Source organism: Williamsia sp. D3, assembly GCF_000506245.1.
Taxonomy (GTDB): Bacteria; Actinomycetota; Actinomycetes; order Mycobacteriales; family Mycobacteriaceae; genus Williamsia; species Williamsia muralis.
This window is the reverse complement of the sequence record NZ_AYTE01000016.1, coordinates 142333-159905: the sequence shown is the minus strand read 5'-3', so window position 1 is coordinate 159905 and position 17573 is coordinate 142333. Positions and strand designations below refer to the sequence as shown.

Annotated in this window: 14 protein-coding genes and 3 pseudogenes; 11 read left to right on the top strand and 6 right to left on the bottom strand. The window is 65.3% G+C overall.

Annotation, left to right across the window (positions count from 1 at the left end; genetic code table 11):
* The first annotated feature begins 4 nt into the window (after positions 1 to 4).
* Positions 5 to 958 carry an aldo/keto reductase gene (locus W823_RS41530; protein WP_023957618.1) on the top strand — a complete coding sequence of 318 codons (954 nt, stop codon included), beginning with the start codon at positions 5 to 7 and terminating at the stop codon, positions 956 to 958.
* Here W823_RS41530 and W823_RS41525 read toward each other — a convergent pair.
* Positions 952 to 2079: an NDMA-dependent alcohol dehydrogenase gene (locus W823_RS41525; RefSeq protein WP_031332120.1), complete on the bottom strand. Its 1128-nt coding sequence runs from the start codon at positions 2077 to 2079 to the stop codon at positions 952 to 954. The genes W823_RS41530 and W823_RS41525 overlap by 7 nt on opposite strands.
* Before the next feature lie 313 nt (positions 2080 to 2392).
* On the opposite strand from W823_RS41525, the gene W823_RS41520 reads away from it, so the two are divergent.
* From W823_RS41520 to W823_RS41495, 6 genes and pseudogenes are all read left to right on the top strand, one after another.
* On the top strand, positions 2393 to 2917 hold the full coding sequence (locus W823_RS41520) for an MSMEG_0572/Sll0783 family nitrogen starvation response protein (RefSeq protein WP_031332118.1): 525 nt from the start codon (positions 2393 to 2395) through the stop codon (positions 2915 to 2917).
* A 126-nt stretch (positions 2918 to 3043) separates the two neighbouring features.
* Entirely contained in the window at positions 3044 to 4099 is a 1056-nt protein-coding gene (locus W823_RS41515) for an MSMEG_0568 family radical SAM protein (RefSeq protein ID WP_023957612.1), read from the top strand.
* A gap of 2 nt (positions 4100 to 4101) precedes the next feature.
* Positions 4102 to 5510: pseudogene (locus tag W823_RS41510) on the top strand (MSMEG_0567/sll0787 family protein).
* 44 nt (positions 5511 to 5554) lie between these two features.
* Entirely contained in the window at positions 5555 to 5866 is a 312-nt protein-coding gene (locus W823_RS41505) for an MSMEG_0570 family nitrogen starvation response protein (protein ID WP_023957610.1), read from the top strand.
* A gap of 50 nt (positions 5867 to 5916) precedes the next feature.
* Entirely contained in the window at positions 5917 to 6753 is an 837-nt protein-coding gene (locus W823_RS41500; protein WP_023957608.1) for a carbon-nitrogen hydrolase family protein, read from the top strand.
* A 41-nt stretch (positions 6754 to 6794) separates the two neighbouring features.
* The gene (locus tag W823_RS41495; RefSeq protein WP_235189507.1) at positions 6795 to 7868 is read left to right on the top strand and encodes an MSMEG_0565 family glycosyltransferase; all 1074 of its coding nucleotides are present in this window, start codon (positions 6795 to 6797) and stop codon (positions 7866 to 7868) included.
* Positions 7869 to 7914: 46 nt separating this feature from the next.
* Here the strand turns inward: W823_RS41495 and W823_RS41490 are convergent, their stop codons facing one another.
* A complete protein-coding gene (locus W823_RS41490; RefSeq protein ID WP_023957604.1) occupies positions 7915 to 8241 on the bottom strand; it encodes an HPr family phosphocarrier protein in 327 nt (108 codons plus the stop codon).
* 51 nt (positions 8242 to 8292) lie between these two features.
* On the bottom strand, positions 8293 to 8739 hold the full coding sequence (locus W823_RS41485) for a GNAT family N-acetyltransferase (protein ID WP_023957602.1): 447 nt from the start codon (positions 8737 to 8739) through the stop codon (positions 8293 to 8295).
* Positions 8740 to 8950: 211 nt separating this feature from the next.
* On the opposite strand from W823_RS41485, the gene W823_RS41480 reads away from it, so the two are divergent.
* Positions 8951 to 10549: an ABC-F family ATP-binding cassette domain-containing protein gene (locus tag W823_RS41480; RefSeq protein ID WP_023957600.1), complete on the top strand. Its 1599-nt coding sequence runs from the start codon at positions 8951 to 8953 to the stop codon at positions 10547 to 10549.
* Between the two features lie 63 nt (positions 10550 to 10612).
* Here the strand turns inward: W823_RS41480 and W823_RS41475 are convergent, their stop codons facing one another.
* Both W823_RS41475 and W823_RS41470 read right to left on the bottom strand, forming a co-directional pair.
* Positions 10613 to 11008 (bottom strand): hypothetical protein, encoded by a 396-nt coding sequence (locus W823_RS41475; protein WP_023957598.1) that lies wholly within the window; start codon positions 11006 to 11008, stop codon positions 10613 to 10615.
* A 356-nt stretch (positions 11009 to 11364) separates the two neighbouring features.
* Complete coding sequence (locus W823_RS41470; RefSeq protein ID WP_081729735.1) at positions 11365 to 12534, bottom strand: benzoate/H(+) symporter BenE family transporter; 1170 nt, start codon at positions 12532 to 12534, stop codon at positions 11365 to 11367.
* Positions 12535 to 12658: 124 nt separating this feature from the next.
* Here W823_RS41470 and W823_RS41465 point away from each other — a divergent pair.
* Positions 12659 to 13443, top strand: a pseudogene (locus tag W823_RS41465) (DNA-formamidopyrimidine glycosylase family protein).
* On the opposite strand, the gene W823_RS41460 reads toward W823_RS41465, so the two are convergent.
* The gene (locus W823_RS41460) at positions 13406 to 14683 is read right to left on the bottom strand and encodes an MFS transporter (protein WP_023957594.1); all 1278 of its coding nucleotides are present in this window, start codon (positions 14681 to 14683) and stop codon (positions 13406 to 13408) included. The pseudogene W823_RS41465 and the gene W823_RS41460 sit on opposite strands and share 38 nt — an antisense overlap.
* Positions 14684 to 14777: 94 nt before the next feature.
* Between W823_RS41460 and W823_RS41455 the strand changes: the two genes are divergently transcribed.
* Entirely contained in the window at positions 14778 to 15350 is a 573-nt protein-coding gene (locus W823_RS41455) for a TetR/AcrR family transcriptional regulator (RefSeq protein WP_031332111.1), read from the top strand.
* Positions 15351 to 15523: 173 nt separating this feature from the next.
* Positions 15524 to 17472 (top strand): annotated as a pseudogene (locus tag W823_RS56520) (acyl-CoA thioesterase/BAAT N-terminal domain-containing protein).
* The last annotated feature ends 101 nt before the right edge of the window (positions 17473 to 17573 follow it).

Below are 17573 nucleotides of genomic sequence, written 5' to 3'. Positions count from 1 at the left end.
TCGCATGTCACGTATCGGAAGTTCTGACCTGGATGTCTACCCGCTCAACCTCGGTGGCAACACCTTCGGCTGGACCAGTGACGCGGCCGAGTCGTTCGCGGTGCTCGATGCGTTCGTGTCCGCCGGCGGCAACTTCATCGACACCTCCGACAGCTACATGGCATCGGCGCCCGGGAACGTCGGCGGAGAGTCGGAGACGATTCTCGGCGAATGGTTCACCAAACGTGGCCGGCGCGACGACATCGTCCTGGCCACCAAGGTGAGCCGTCACCCCGAGTTCCTGGGTCTCGCACCTGACAACATCGCGCGTGCGGCCGAAGCATCACTGCGGCGCCTGAAGACCGACCACATCGATTTGTACTACGCGCACTACGACGACCCGGATGTGCCGCTGGCCGACACCCTGGGTGCCTTCGACGCCCTGGTCAAGGCGGGGAAGGTGCGCCACATCGGTATCTCGAATTACTCAGCCGAGCGGATCAAGGAGTGGATCGACGTCGCCGACGCCAATCGGTTCGCCAACCCGATCGCCCTGCAGCCCCATTACAGCCTTGTGGCACGCCAGCCGTTCGAGGAAGAATTGCGTCCGCTCGCCGAGAAGTTCGGCCTTGGCGTCTTCCCGTACTGGGCCTTGGCGAGCGGGTTCCTCACCGGCAAGTACCGCACTGCCGGGGACGTCTCGGGTGTTGCACGCAGCAAGATCGTGGAGCGGTATTTCAACCCCGAAGGGTTGGCGGTGGTCGATGAGCTCGATCGCATCGCCCGGTCTCGCGGCGTGCAGATCGCCACCGTCGCCCTGGCATGGACCCGTCAGCAGCCAACAGTGGTCGCCCCGATCGTCAGCGCCAGGTCACCCGAGCAGCTCGAAGCTCTGCTCGGGTCGGTCGACCTGACGCTGACCGTCGACGAACTGGCCCGACTCGACGACGTGTCGGCGAAGGTTCCTGCCGATCAGTAGTCGTCGTCGCCGTAGATGATGACGCCGCGGAGGTTCTTGCCCTCGGCCATGTCGCGATAGCCCTGGTTGATGTCCTCGAGCTTGTAGGTGGTGGTCACCAGCTCATCGAGCTTGAGGGCGCCGCTGCGGTAGAGGTTGAGCAGCTTCGGGATCTGCGTGCGGGGACCGACACCACCGAAGATCGCGCCCTGGACCCGCTTCTGCAACAGGGTGAGTTCGAACAGGTTGAGGTCGGTGGCCACCTGGTCGTACGGTCCCATCGCGGTGACGATGACCTGGCCGCCCTTGCCGGTGAGGGACAGGCCCTGCTGGACGTACTCGCCCTTGACCACACCCATGGTGAGGATGACCGTGTTGGCCATGGCGCCCCAGGTGAGGTCGGCGATATCGGCGGCGGCTTCTTCCATCGACGCGTACGTGTGGGTGGCACCGAAGTCCAGCGCGGTCTTCCGTTTGTCCTCCACCGGGTCGATCGCGACGACGAACCGCGCGCCTGCGTGGGCGGCACCCTGAACGGAGTTGATACCCACGCCGCCGATGCCGGCGACCACCACGGTGTCACCGGGCCGGGTGTTGCCGATGTCGACTGCCGATCCCCAGCCCGTGGAGACACCACAACCGAGCAATGCTGCCTTGTCGAGGGGGATGTCCTTCTCGATCTTCACGACCGATGCCTGGTGAACCGTGACGTAGGGGGCAAAGGTGCCGAGCAGGCACATCTGGACCACGGGGGCGCCGTCTTTGGTGACGCGGAAGGTGCCGTCGGAGATCGCCTGGCCGGTGAGCAGTCCGGCACCGAGGTCGCAGATGTTCTGCAGACCCTTGGCGCACGACGGACACGTGCCACAGGCGGGGATGAACGCGAGCACCACGTGGTCACCCTCTTCGAGGCCGGACACCCCTGGCCCGACCTTGGTGATGACGCCGGCGCCCTCGTGGCCGCCGAGGACCGGAAGGATCGGGATCGGACTGGACCCGTCGACGACGTGGGCGTCGGAGTGGCAGAGCCCGGAGGCGGCCAGGCGTACCTGAACCTCTCCGGCGACCGGGTCACCGAGATCGATCTCATCGATCTTCCAGTCGGTGTTCAACTCGGTCAGGATTGCGGCCTTGGTTTTCATCGCGGTAACTCTCTGCTCGCGGCCTGGCACTGTGACCCAGTCCCGGACCATGCACTTGCTGTGACCTATGCCACCTTACTGATGAATCAAGCTGCGTGCCGCGAATCGGTCAAGACCGGAAACGCCTGTGGTCAGATACATGTCCGACTGGGCTGAGAGCACCACGAAACAACCTGTTAGTCCCGGCGTGACCATCCGGAAATGGATCGGGCCTGTACTTGGTACAAGGCCTAACGCAGCACATCGATGTGCCGCGCGCCTAGTGAAACCCAAGTCCCGCACTGCCTTTGATCGCACCATGTCAGGAGACGCCATGTCCGATATCGATCAGACCATCGCCGAGAATATCAAGAAGTCTTTGGCTGAGATCCCGCATCCGTCGTTGCCCAAGGGCAGCAACATTTATGGGGGGACGAAGTTGTTCCCGGATTATCAGGCCGAGAACGGGGAAACGTACTTCACGTTGGTTCATGGGATTGCTCATGAGTCGTCGGTGAGCTTCGTGGCGGTGTTGCAGGCGACGCGGGCGTTGCGGAAGGGGTTTGAGTCGGCGTTGTATTTTTATGGCCCTGGTGCGATCAACTGTCTGGCGACGCGTGGTTTTCCGACGACGGGTGATTCGGGTTTCCCGGGGGAGCAGAACATCAATGATTCGTTGGCAACGTTCATCGGTGAGGGTGGGACGGTGTATTGCTGTCGGTTCGGGTTGGCACTTCATGGTGGTCGTGAGGAGGATTTGATCGAGGGTGTGATTCCGGCTCATCCGCTTGATGTGCAGGATGCGTTGATTCACTATGCCCGTAAGGGTGCCATCATCAACTCCACCTACATGGTCTGAGGGCAATCCGATATGCCTGAATCGGAGACGGAGCGCAGCGGAGCTCGACCAGGATCACCGACGGAGCGCAGCGGAGCTCGACCAGGATCACCGACGGAGCGCAGCGGAGCTCGACCGGAATCAGCGTTGTCGGCCCGCGTGGATCTTGCGTTGCTCGGAGTGCGGGGTTCGTTGCCGGTCAGGCGTTCGGCTGGTGCGGGTCCCAGCGACGACGGCCATCTCGTCATCAACGGGATCAACGCAGCGATTCCGCGGAACCCGTTGAGTCCGTACGTCCTTGAGGGTGACCAAATCCTTCTGGATGGTTCGTCCGAAAACCTGGGACTGGATGTGTCGGCCATCGATCGACCGGCGTTCTACGACCTCCGCACCGACTCGGGCACGGAGTACGAGAAGATCGCCAAACTGCATGGCCGGGACGTCCTGGCGAGCACGGTCATGCAGACCTGCATCCGCTACGACCCGGCGCAGCGGTGTCGCTTCTGCACCATCGAGGAATCGCTGCGTGCGGGAGCCACCGTGGCCGTGAAGAAGCCGGCTGAACTCGCCGAGGTCGCCGAAGCGGCGGTGCGCCTGGACGGGGTGAAGCAGATGGTGATGACCACCGGTACGTCTGCGGCGGGAGACCGTGGTGCCAAGCACCTGGCGCGGTGTGTGCGCGCGGTCAAAGCGGTTGTCCCACAACTACCCATCCAGGTGCAGTGTGAACCTCCGGGCGACCTGGCGACGCTCACGGAACTGCGTGAAGCCGGCGCGGAGTCGATCGGCATCCACATCGAGTCCCTCGACGACGCGGTTCGCGCACAATGGATGCCGGGAAAGGCCACGGTGTCCATCGGCGAGTACCGAGCCGCATGGGCCGAGGCGGTGCGGGTGTTCGGCCGTAATCAGGTGTCCACCTACCTCCTCATCGGACTCGGTGAAGATCCCGACGAACTGGTCGACGGCGCACGCGAATTGATCGAGATGGGCGTGTATCCCTTTGTGGTGCCGTTCCGTCCACACCCGGGTTCACTTGCGGTCGATATGGACTTCGCGCAGGCTCCGCGGGCGGATGTGGTCGAAGCCGTCACCCGGCGGGTTGCCAAGGAACTCACGGCTGCCGGCATGGCAGGTTCGGACCAGAAGGCGGGCTGTGCGGCCTGTGGCGCCTGCAGTGTTCTTCAGAATGTGGGTGGTTGACGATGCGTACCGAAGCCAGGGATCTGTCCATACTCACCGGTCCACGGCGCGTCACCGCCCCCGGTGGGTTCATCATCCAACCTGCCGACACGGCAGCACAATTGGCGTCGTACCGAGCTTTGCGTCACGACGGGTTCGTGCGTACCCAAGAACTCTTCACCCATACCGATCGCGATGACCTCGACGACGATCCGCGCACGGTGGTGTTGTGTGCGGTGGCCGACGACGGCACAGTACTCGGCGGCGTGCGTTTGGCCCCTGCCACCGGCGAGGACATCGGCTGGTGGACGGGAAGCAGGCTGGTGGTACTTCCCACCGATCAGGCACGCGGGGTCGGGCCTGCGCTGGTACGCGCGGCGTGCGCCTACGCCGAGAATGCAGGCGTCTTGCGGTTCGATGCGGCGGTGCAGGTGCGTTACCGCTCGATGTTCGCATCACTCGGTTGGGACCACACCGGGGAGGTGGACGTAGCAGGTACCGCGCATGCAGCAATGCGCTGGCCGATCAACAAGATCGAGCGCCTGGTCGCGGGGACGAAGGCGATGCTCGCCGACGTGCTGGCGCCGTTGTCCGGTCATGCTTCCGGTCTGGGCCCTGCAGGCTTCCGAGGAGATGACGGCAGCCCTGTGCCCGGCACCGACATGATCGCCGCATGCGACGCCATCATCCCGTCGATGGTGGAGCGCGACCCCGAATGGGCCGGCTGGTGCGCAGTTCTCGTCAACCTCAACGATCTGTCGGCGATGGGTGCCACGCCCGTCGGATTGCTCGATGCGGTGGGGGCGCCGACCCGCTCACAGCTGACGCGCATCATCCGGGGAATGGCGAAAGCTGCTCAGGCGTGGAACGTCCCGGTACTCGGGGGTCACACACAGTCAGGGGTGCCGGCGTCGTTGTCGGTGACCGCGCTGGGCCGGACCGGCTCGCCGGTGCGGCCGGAGGGGGGAGGGTGGGACACGCTCTACGTCTCACCACCGATGTGGGCGGCGGATGGCGCCGCGGTTACGCAGGGCAACAATGGGATTCGACGTCCTTTCGTGGGCCGGACGAACTCGAGCGGATGGGCACCTTCGTCCGGCGAGCCGCGCCGGCCGCGGCCAAGGACGTCAGTATGGCGGGTCTGGTCGGCACCACGGGAATGCTCGCCGAGGCCAGCGGCACAGGAGCGATACTCGACGTCGCTGCCATACCGCGGCCGGCAGGTGTCACGGTGGGGGAATGGGTCACCGCGTTCCCCGGCTTCGCGATGATCACCGCCGATGATCCGGGGCGGTCGATACCCGATGCCGGACCGGCGATCTCGGCGACGTGTGGTCGGTTGACCGACACCCCAGGTGTCGGTCTGCGCTGGCCGGACGGTGCCGTCACGAGCGCCGTGCACAGCACTGTGACCGGGTTGGGAGAAGCATGAGTCAGAGTGCAAACCACCGACACGTCGAGCCGAGGTCCTGACCCATGCCTGAGATGACCTTCACCGTGCGCTGGCCGAACGGAACCGAACAGCAGTGCTATTCGCCGTCTTTGGTGATGCATGATCACCTCGAGGTGGGTGGGCGTTACCCCGTAGCGGAGTTCGTCAGCCTCACCACACGTGCCCTCACCGAGGCGAGTGATCGGGTACGTGCGAAGTTCGGGTTCGCATGCACGTCGGCTGCCGCGCAGATGTCGGAGATCCGAGCGGTGTCGCGCCGCATGCCCGAAGGTGCTGTCGAGGTGCTCTCGATGACCGGTGCTGATCTCATCGAGCCCAAGAGCGCCGGACGATGACTTCGGCGAGCATTACGCCCACATCTGCCGCGGTTCACTAGTCTTCTCCCATGCCACCCATTCGTGTTGCCGCACTGGCAGCCCACTTCGGCCGGGACGTCGAACGTGCGGTGAGCAAGATCGTCGGCATCATCGAAGCGGCCTCTCGAGACAACGTCGATCTGCTTGTGCTGCCCGACGCGTCACTCGGCGGCTACATCGGTGATCTCCGGGCACCGGATGTGGATCACCTCCCTCCTGCGGTGGCCATCGACGGACCGGAGATGGCTCGAATCGCTGAGGCCGCAGGACCGATGACGGTGTGCGTCGGATACACCGAAGACGTTGACGGCCAACGCTACAACGCGGCCGCGTGCCTGTCCGGCGACGGCGTACTCGGTGTGCACCGCAAAGTTCATCAGCCTGCAGGCGAGTCGCTGGCGTACTCCGCAGGCGATCACTTCGGGGCGTTCGACACTCCCGTCGGCCGAATCGGGATGCTGATCGACTACGACAAGACGTTTCCCGAGGCCGCGCGCACCTTGGCGCTCGACGGTGCCCGGATCATCGCCGCGCTGTCGGCCTGGCCCGCCAGCGTGACAGACCGTGCCTCACGGCTTCCCAACGACCGGCAGTCGCGTCTGTTCGACCTGTACGACGCAGCGCGCGCCGCCGAGAATCAGGTGGTGCTGGTCTCGTCGAATCAAACGGGAGTGATGGGCAAGTTGCGATTCCTCGGCCAGGCAAAGGTTGTCGGCCCCGGCGGGGAAGTGCTCGCCAAGACGTGGGCGAAAGGCGGAATGGCGGTGTGCGACATCGACATCGATGCGGAGGTCGACCGGGCGCGCCGTGTGCTTCATCATCTCCGGGAACGTCGGGTGGACACCTACTGGCGGGACGAGTCGTGACGTCGGCATGGGCCGGCGAGCGACCGCCGAGAATTTCCCTCGTGACCTACTCGACCAAGCCTCGCGGTGGTGTTGTGCACACCCTCAATCTCGCGGAGGCACTGGCGCATGCGGGCGCGGAGGTGACGGTCTGGTCATTGGCCAGGGGTGGCGATCCCGGGTTCTTCCGACCGGTGGATCCGGCTGTCACGGTGCGTCTGGCCCGCTTCACCGATCGTGACGGCGACACCGTCACCGACCGGATCGTGCGGTCGATCGACGTGCTGCGAGCCGAATTCGACCGGGAAGCAGCCGATATCGTGCACGCGCAGGACTGCATCAGCGCGAATGCGGTCGGACGGTGCATCCGCACCATTCACCATCTCGACCAGTTCACCACCCCGGTTCTCGCGGCATGCCACGAAAAGGCGATCGTCGAACCCTATGCGCGGATCTGTGTGTCGGCAGCGGTCGCACGGGAGGTTCACGAAGGTTGGGGATACCAGCCGGTTGTCATCCCGAACGGCGTTCAGTCCGCCCGGTTCGCGGCGGCCGCAGGTGATTCGTCCGAAGCCGTGGCCAGGCGCGCCCGCTGGCGATCGCGGCTGGGCCGGTACGTGCTCGCGGTCGGGGGCATCGAGCCGCGCAAGGGCAGCATCGACCTGCTCGACGCCCATGCGCTGATGGTTCGCGAGCACCCCGATCTGAAACTCGTGTTCGCCGGGGGAGAGACCCTGTTCGACTACCGGGGTTACCGCGAGGAGTTCGACCAGCGGATGACGGACCTGGGTATCTCACCAATCGTGCTCGGCCCTGTCGACGACAACGAGTTGCCCGCACTGGTGGCCGAGGCGTCGGTCTTCGCCTTCCCATCCACCAAGGAAGGGTTCGGGCTGGCGGCGATGGAAGCGCTCGCGGCCGGGACCCCGGTGGTCACGCGCGACCTACCCGTGCTCCACGAAGTGTTCGGCGACACGGTTCGCTACGCTGCCACCCCTGCCGATCTGGCATCGGAGCTGAGCGCCGCGCTGACACCTGATCGGAGCCGCGTGGCCCGTGGCCGCACCCTTGCGGCCGGCTTGACCTGGGCGCATGCGGCCAGAGCGCACCTCGAGTTCTATCGGCGACACGGCTGACCGTCGACCACGCCGGGCCGTCTGCGGGGATCGGTGCCGGCCCGGGTCAGTGCCCGCCGAAGGAGAACCGGCGTCGTCGGCGACTCTTCGGTGATTCGGGAACGGTCATCGACTGGAAGTAGTCGACCATCGCGACCAATGCCCTGCGTTCCTCGGCGTCGTTGCGGGTCGGCCCTTCGCCGACAGTGATCGCGACCGGCGTGCCGCGATGGATGTCGAGCTCGTCCCAGCACAGCGCCAGACAGTTCGCATTCACCCGGCGTCGGTCGACCACCAGCATGATCTTCGTGTCGAACTCCGAGGTCTTCCAGGAGATCTTCTCAGCAGCGTCGAATGTCAGCGTTCCGGCTGATTCGAAGTCCTGTAGATACATCGGGCACTTTCCGTGGCTGGCAGTTACCCCATCGAGGGTAACCACCGGCGGTCACAGTGTCCGGGAAAAGTAGACCCTCTCGAACCCGTCCACGGTGGCGCGGTGGGTCTCCCGGAAACCCCGCCGCGGGTAGTAATGCAGGTTCTCGGTCATTGCCACGTTCGTGTGGAGCCGTAATTCACCGAGTCCACACGAGCGCGCGTGGTCGGCGGCGAACTCCAGCAGCTGCGAACCCACACCCAGTCCGCGTGCCGATGGGGAGACGGCGAGATTGTCGAGCAACAGGTGGTCGTCTTTCGCCGTCAACGCGATGGTGCCCACGGCATCGCCGTCACGGTCGGCCACCCACACCGAGCCTTGTCCGATCAATGACGTGTAGTCGGTCGACATCGGCCCGGGTCGTGCACCGATCCGCTCGATGTAGGGCTCGAAGAACACCGCGATCAACTGCGTCAACACGTCGGCATCGTCGGGCCGGGCCGGACGGATCATCGTCATGAGAACAGTGTGCCCACACCGGAGGGGCCGGAAAAGCAGTTGCGTCGCTCGCCTACATCCCGCACACTCGATCACGTTCTGTTCCCGGCAGTGAGGAATGCAGTGAAGACAGTCGACGGCCCCGCGTCCTAGCGCGCCGACCTGTCTCGACCGCTGCTAACAAGCGGTCATCGAGTTGGTGCGTTTTCCACCACTCATTCCTGGGAGCCACATGCGCCCGAATACCGAATCAGCCGTCGTTCTACGTGAGATCTCTTTCGACTGGCCCGACGGCACGCCCGCCCTGTCCGACGTCACGGCGACCTTCGGGCAGGGCCGCACCGGACTCATCGGCGCAAACGGCAGCGGCAAGTCGACGTTGCTCGGGCTTATGGCCGGGCAGATGGCACCCACGTCGGGATCGATCGACGTGATCGGCGAAACCGCCTATCTGCCACAGACTCTGACATTGCAGGTGCGCAGCACGGTCGCCGATCTGCTGGGCATCGGGACCCGGGTCGATGCACTCAGGGCGATCGAGGCCGGAGACACCTCCCCTGAACTCTTCGACGTTGTGGGCGACGCCTGGGACATCGACACCCGTGCCGAACATGCGCTTGGCCAGGCGGGCCTGCAAGGCATCGAACTGGACCGTGAGGTGGGCACGTTGTCGGGCGGTGAGTCGATGCTCGTTGCCATCGCCGGTCTGTGGTTGGCGGCTGCACCCATCACCTTGCTGGACGAGCCGACCAACAACCTCGACCGTGATGCCCGCCGGCGTTTGTACGACATGGTGCGCGCCTGGCCCGGCACGTTGTTGGTGGTCTCACATGACCCGGCGCTGCTCGAGCTGATGGACACCACCGCTGAGTTGCGGGAGAACCGGATCACCCTGTTCGGCGGCCCGCTCAGTGAGTACCGCGAATACGTCCGAGATCGTCAGGAGGCGGCTCGCCGGGATCTGCGGGTGGCCGAACAGAAGCTGAGAACCGAACAGCGACAACGCGTCGAGGCCGAAACCAAACTCGCCCGCCGGGCCCGGTCCGGCCGGAAAGACGCCGCGGACGGGAATCTGCCGAAGATACTGTTGGGCAAACGCAAACGCGCTGCCGAGAACACCGCCGGCCGGGTTCGGACACAGGCCGCCGACAAGGTGCGTGGGGCCCGCGAGGCCATTGACGCGGCGAATGAGTCCATCCGCGATGATCGCCACATCCGTATCGAACTGCCTGATCCGGATGTGCCCGCCGGCCGGCGCCTGGCCGAGATCCGTTCGGCTACCGAGACCATCGTCATCCAAGGTCCTGAACGTGTGGCCATCACCGGGCCCAACGGAGCGGGCAAGACAACGCTGCTGCGGACGTTGTGGGGAGTCGAGCCGGCCGTCGGCGATGCGCACATGGTGGCTCACACGGATCGGATCGGTTATCTGGCACAGCGTCTGGACGACCTCGATCCGTCCGAGAGTGTCCTCGGCACGGTCAGCGCCGCCGTCCCGGGCGTCGATCCGGAAACGATCCGCCGGCGCCTCGCCCAATTCCTCCTCCGCGGGGACGCTGTGGAACGGCTGATCGGCGACCTGTCCGGGGGCGAGCGCTTCCGGGTTGCCCTGGCGCGGTTGCTTCTTGCCTCACCACCCATTCAATTACTGGTGATGGACGAGCCGACCAACAATCTCGACATGGACAGCGTCGACCAGCTCGTCGAGGCATTGTCGGGCTTTCGCGGAGGACTACTCGTGGTCAGTCACGATGAAGATTTTCTGTCCCGGCTCGGGGTCACCCGGTCGTTGGCGTTGCGATCGGGCGACGTCAGCGCGGTCGGGGTGTGACCGGTCCTGGGCACGACACCAGAGGGGTGTGGAACAGGCGAGCTACTGCCGGTACGCCCGAGATCAGGTCCGCGGCACCGGTTTGAGACTCACAGCGAGACGTTCAGGATCGACCACATCGGGAACCCACTCGGTTCCTTCGTAGTCAAAGACGATGTCGATCGTGGCGGTTCCGCGATCGATTGTCACCAGACACTTCTTCCAGGGCGATGCGTCAGGCAGGCGCATGGCCTGTTGCAGCTTGTGTGCGGTCTCCAACGGTTCTATGCCGTCGGGGCTCGCGGCTTCCCAGTCCCCGGCCGAATACACGTAGCCGAACATCTGCTTGCGGCGATCGAGGTTGATTACAAGCGCAAGCTGATCCCACGGTTCGGATCGGTAGAACTGATCACCCACGATGTCGTTCCCCAGCTGATGGACGAGGGCGTCGGCGGCTTCGGAACCAAGAGATTGGGCCATGCCGGCAGACTGCACCCTGGCAGAGCCATTTTCAACACGTAGGTGAGGGAGTCACCGAGATTCGCCTGCCGTGCACATACGCGCAGTGGTAGGCATCGCTCGGCGGCAACGAGGTCGTCGCGTCCCGTAGCCCTTCTGCTGGGTGAGCGGACCGTCGGTGGCCTGGAGGTTGCGGGTGTCGCAGCCGTTGCGCCCACCCTCCACGCATCACCCGTAATTGGTTGTCCTCGGAACCTTTCGAGGACCGTCCCTGCAACCTCCGGACTACGCCTCCCGGCCAGGGTGTATCCCAGATCTACGAATGCGGCGGCCAATTTCAACGTGAGGCCGAAGGCCGTGCCCATCGACGAGACGGTTCACGATGTTGTGGCCGGGGGAGACGTCACCTCAGCTTGGGGTCGCAGCGTGCCGTAGACCACCAATCCTGCGACAAGGGCCCAGAACGCCGAACCGATACCCAGGACCGAAAAGCCCGCGGCCGCAACCACAAACGTCAGTACTGCCGCGGTTCGCGAGTTCTCGTCCCGGAGACTGGTCGCCAAAGCGACGGCCAGGGTGTCCAGGAGCGCCAGTCCGGCAACGGTTTCCACCAAACCGGCAGGTGCCACGGCAACCAACGCCGTGATGGCCGCGGAACCGATACCGAGAATGAGGTACATCGGGCTGCCGGTGGCGGCGGCGATCCAGCGCCGGCGGGGATCGGGATCTGCGCTCGGTGCGGCGGACAAGGCGGCGCTGATTGCCGCCAGGTTGGCTGCGTGCGCGCCTGCCGGTGCGGCGACAGCGGTACCGATGCCTGTCGTGAGCATTGCCGCGCGCCAAGGAATCCTGTAGCCGAAACTGGCCATCACCGCCGTGCCGGGGAGATTCTGGGAGGCCATGGTGACGATGTACAGCGGTATCGCGATACCGACGGCTGCCTGCCACGTCCATTCGGGCTGCACGAACTGCAATCGTGGGATGAGTGAGTCGGCAGACACCGACTTGTCCGAGGTCATCAGGACAACTGCGATCACCGCCGCGGCCGTCGCAAACGCTGCCGGCACAGCCCAACGCTTGGCGTACCGGGTGAGCACCAGCCACACCACCACCACGGGCGCAATCGCCAGGGGTTCGTCGGCGAACGCGCGCACGGGCTCCAGGCACAGGGGCAGCACGATGCCCGCGAGCATCGCTTGGGCAATGGACACCGGAATCGCCTGTACAAACGAGCCGAGCCGCGGCCACAGACCGGTCGCCACCACCATCACCCCGACGAGGACGAAGGCCCCGATCGCCGCAGCGAAGCCTCCATCAGGGGCTGCCGTGCCGGCCAGCAGTGCGGCGCCGGGCGTCGACCATGCGAGCGTGATCGGCATCCGATATCGCAGGGACAAGAACGCGATCCCGATCGACATCACCAGGCACAGTGCGAACAACCCGGAGGCGGCTTGCTCGGAAGACGCACCGACCGCCCGCAATCCGGTGAGCACCACGGCAAACGAGCTGGTGAAACCGACAAGTGCGGTGACGACACCGGCGATCATCGGTTGTCCGTAGGACACGCGTGCCTCTCGATCCGGTGGGGACTGGGTAGGCCCATCGTAGGATGCGCCGCCCTGCGCGGCCGTTCACCCTGGCCCGACCGTGGGATGGGGTATCAATGGATTCATGCCCGAAGGTGACACCGTCCATCAGGCAGCCGGCCGGCTGCATCGCGCACTTGCCGGAAAAGTGTTGACGCGCTGCGATGTTCGGGTGCCGCGGTACGCAACCGTGGATCTCAGTGGCAGAACGGTCGATGAGGTGATCGCCCGCGGCAAACATCTGCTCATCCGTGTCGGTGACCGCACCGTACATTCACATCTGAAGATGGAGGGTCGCTGGGACATCTACGCCAAAGGTGCGCGCTGGCGCCGGCCCGGATTCAAGGCTCGGATCATCCTCGAGACCGAGAAGGTGCAGGCCGTCGGTTTCGAACTGGGCAAACTGGAGATCTTGCGGCGCGATCACGAGGACGAGGCGGTGGGCCACCTGGGCCCCGACCTGCTGGGGCCCGATTGGAATGCGCACACTGCCGTCGACAACCTGGCTGCCGACCTCAAGCGGCCGATCGGGCTGGCGCTGCTCGATCAGCGCAACCTGGCCGGCATCGGCAACGTTTTTTTCGCGTGGAGATGTGCTTTCTGAGGCGGGTACATCCGGCGGTTCCCACGGGCGAAGCAGGTGACTTGGCCGAGTGGGTCGACCTGGCCAAACAGCTACTCGAATACAACCGCACGCGGGCGAACCGGGTCACCAACGTCGATCGGAATGGCGAGCGATTCTGGGTCTACGGGCGCGCCGGCCGATCCTGTCGTCGCTGCGGCACCACGATCGAACGGGGAGATCTCGGTGGGAGCGCCGACCTCGACCGCGTCATCTACTGGTGTCGGACGTGTCAGCCGCCGCCGTGACGAGTTCGGCGTCGATTGCAGGCGCAAGTGGCGGGGACGTCCGGCGCTCGGCCCGTGCACGCCAGATCGCCGCGCCCGCAGCCAGAATCACCATCGCCAGGACGAAGAGGCCGTAGCCGACAGCAGTGGATCGCAGGCCGACATGGATCACGGCGAACCCGGCGACGACGGCTGGAACACTGAATGCGGTGTAACTCACGATGAACAGGGTGGAGAACACCTGACCGCGGGCGGCAGGATCGGTGACCGCGATCAGCGTCGCCATCACGCCGACAAACGTTGCGCCGAAGCCGAACCCGGCGACCACGGAACCGATGGCATAGGCAGGAACGTTGGCCGTCAACGTCGCGACGAGGCTGACGATCAGTCCGGTACCGAGCGTACTCAGACCGACGGCCAGTTTGCGGTGGGCGCCCCACCCCGATGCGACGGCCGAGCCGAGTGCTCCTGATCCGAAGAACGCCCCGATCATCAGGCCGGCCACCATGTGGTTCTCCAGGCCGAGGATGCGCGCGACGATCGACGAACCCAGCGAAAGATAAAGGCCCCCAAGGGACCACGTGGCGAACATGGCCGGGGTCGCTGCGAGAAACGCTCCGCGCACGGCAGGCGGCAGGCTCGCGTTGGGGCGCAGAACCCTCCACAGGTGGCGACGAGAGGTGAAGCCGGTGCGAGGAGACGTCTCCGGGACGAACACGACGACCGCTGCCACGAGCACAGACGTGGCGACCAACAACAGGAACACCAGCTCGCGAGGCATCGGCGCGTACTGAACGAGAATCCCCGCCCCGACGGCACCGAGGGCCAATCCGCCTGGAGGAGAGGCGGAGCTGGCAATCGAACCCGCCCGTGGGGTGGGCTGCAGATCGACCAGGGCAGCGCTCAGCGTGCCGGTGATGGCCCCGGCAGCAAGACCCTGCAGAACTCTGGCGGCGATCAACATCGGAACGCCGTCGGCAAAGGCGAACATCAGCATCGAACCGGTCAGGACCGCAAGCGCACCAAGGATCACCGGTCGACGGCCCACGTGATCGGACAGTGATCCGACGGTCAGCAGGCCCGCGAGCAGCGCAATGACGTAGGCGGCGAAGATCACGGTGAGTGTGAACGACGAAAAGCCCCACAGCTCTTGATAAACCGGATACAGCGGCGAGGGAGCGGCGGCACCGAACATCACGGCGATGGTGGTGACGATGATCAGCCGAAACGCTGCCTTCGAACCCAGGGTGGGTCGGTGCATGACATCTCCCAACGGTTAAAGCAACGATGTTTGCTTTTGGAGACGGTAGCACCATCTGGCGGATTAAAGCCATTCGATTTGCAATAATGGTCGCATGAGCGCACCCGCACGATCAACAGCCCCACGCCGACCCGGTGGTCGGAGCGCTCGCGTGCAGTCCGCTGTCTACACCGCCGTCGGCGAACTCGTGAGCGAGGGATACCGCGAGACCATGACGATTCCCCAGGTCGCCGAACGTGCCGGGGTGAACCCCACGAGCATCTACCGGCGGTGGGGTGTGATGGACGCGTTGCTCGAAGAGGTCGCGGTTGCGGCGCTGACCAAGAACGAACCGCTCCCGGACACCGGCAGCATCGCCGGAGACCTGCGCGCCTGGGCGACGGTGATCGTCGACGACATCACCCGACCCCAGCGGACGACATACCTACGAGCGATGGTCGGTGCCCGCAAGGAGATCGGTACATGTCCCTGCTGGGACACCCGTGACGCCCAACTGCAGTCGATGATCGAACGCGCACGAAGCCGCGGGGAGAAGGTGCCGTCGGCGCGACGGGCTCTCGACCACATCGTCGCTCCGCTCTACCACCACGTGGTCTTCGGTCTCCCGGCTGACCGCGCCTACGCCGATCGGTTGGTCGAAGACGTGCTCGCGATGGGCGAGGCCTGAGACGTGCGTGCAGCCTGCGCGCTGAAAACCGTGCTCAGGGCGCCTCATTGGCTTAGTGTTTATTTTCCGGGGCACTGTGGCGGCGGGTTCCTTCGGTGACCGCGAGGCTGCGGCGAGTCCGACCCGCCCGATCGCAGCGGTGGGAGCGGCAACCGAACAGGTAGGGAAGCAACGTGGGATTTGTGATCGGGTTCGCGCCCTGGATTCTGTTCTGGGTTCTGGTGGGCAACGCCGGCTTCCTGACGGCAGTACTCGTCGCCTTCGCGCTGACCATCGCAGGTCAGGTTTTCCAGCGCTGGCGTGGCGAGCCCTTCCGCTCTCTGGAGGTCGGGACGATCGTCGTCTTCGTGCTCCTGGTGATCGCTGCCCTCACCCTCGACGACGACGTCCTGGAGCGCTGGCTGCAGCCGCTGTCGAATCTCGGGCTGTTCCTCATCGCACTCGGTGGTGTGCTGCTCGGCCGGCCATTCGTCCGTGAGTACGCCGAGGACTCGGTGGATGCAAAAACCGCCACCACCGACGGATTCCGTTACATCACCAACGCCATGACGTGGATGTGGGTGGCCGCCTTCGGTGCAATGACCTTGCTCTCGATCATCCCGCCGCTCGTCGACGGCGACGCAACCATCAAGGACGACGGGGATGCACTGTCGATCATCTGTTACTGGGTGGCGCCCTTCACGTTGCTCGGCATCGCTGGGGTGGTGTCGTCGGTGTTCCCCAATTGGTTCGAGACGCGTTCGGTGGAGGTGGCTGCCCGGGACGCGGGTGCAGAGACGATCGTCGATCAGCCGTCGCCCGCGCCCGACACCACGGACGGTCTGGCGATCACCGCGCCGAGCTCATCCCGGCACGACGAGAGTTTCGGCGTGCAGCTCACCGGTGCCGAACCCGGTGTCCGCGTGAAGATCGACGTCAGTGGGGCAGACCTGTTCGGTCGCCGCTGGCGCGCACAGGCAGCCTTCACGTCATCGGCAGACGGCACAGTCGATGTCGCCCGGGATGTCCCGGTCGAGGGGGACTGGTCGGTCGCCGATCCGGATGCGCCACTGTGGGCGATGCGGCCCGACATCTCCGACTCCACGGCGCCGGACCTGTTTGTTCCTCCGGTCGGTCCCTGGCACGTGACCATCGAGGCGACCTCCACCGGAAGGTCGGCCCGGCGGACGGTGTCGAGATTCCCGTCCGAGGTCGGCGTCGACGTGCGCGAGCTACAGATCGGCGGACGAGCGGCACTCCTGGCGACGCCGGGTGGAACCGCGCCCGACGCGGGCTGGCCCGCGGTCGCCTGCTTCGGCGGGTCCGAAGGCGGGGTCGACTCGCAGCGCGCAACCATCGCCACGCTGGCCTCCAATGGCTTCGCAGCGCTGGCCTACTCCTGGGTTGACGAGTCGACGGCACACGCGGAGGCGCCGCTGGCCCAGATTCCCCTCGAGCGATTCGCCGACGCGGTCGCCACGTTGACGTCGCAGCCCGGGATCGACCGCGCGCGGATCACCGCGATGGGCATCTCGAGGGGTGCCGAAGGACTGCTCGCCGCGGCCACGGTGACGCTGCTGCCGGTGAGTGGCCTCGTGTTGATCAGCCCGAGCTCGGTGTCGTGGCAGCCATCGGACCCGATGGCGAGATACCCGACACCCCCACCTGGACATCAGGCGGGCAAGCCGTCCCATGGGCACCCCTTCCGACCGGTTCCCTGATGCCTCAGCTGATCCGCAATGCGTGGCGCGTCCATCGCGACATCGCACACGGCCGCCCGAGTCTGCTGAAGCTGCACGACGCGTACACCGCGGGGCTCGATGAGCTCGGACCCATCACCAGCTCGTCCGCCCGGCTACGGAGTGAGGTCATCGACGTGCCCCTGCTCTGCATCTCCGGGACCGATGACCATCTGTGGCCGTCCGAGCGAATGGCCGATGAATTGCTCGCCGCCCGCAACCATCCGCTGGACCAGCACGTGCGGCTCGAGAATGCGGGCCATCTGATCAGACTCGGGATGTTCCCCGGCACCGCGCAGTGGAGCGCAGGCATCGCCTTCGGAGGCACCGCAGCCGGACAGGGGCAGGGACAACGGGCAGCGACGACCGCTGTTCTCGGCTTCCTCAGTGGAGTCTTCGTCTAGACCTTGTACACGGCGTGGAGGCCGTCTCTGCACAGGGTCGAGCTCCGCCTGTTCCAGCGGTCGAGCTCCGCCTCCGGCTTCGTCTCCCACCTTGCACTCGG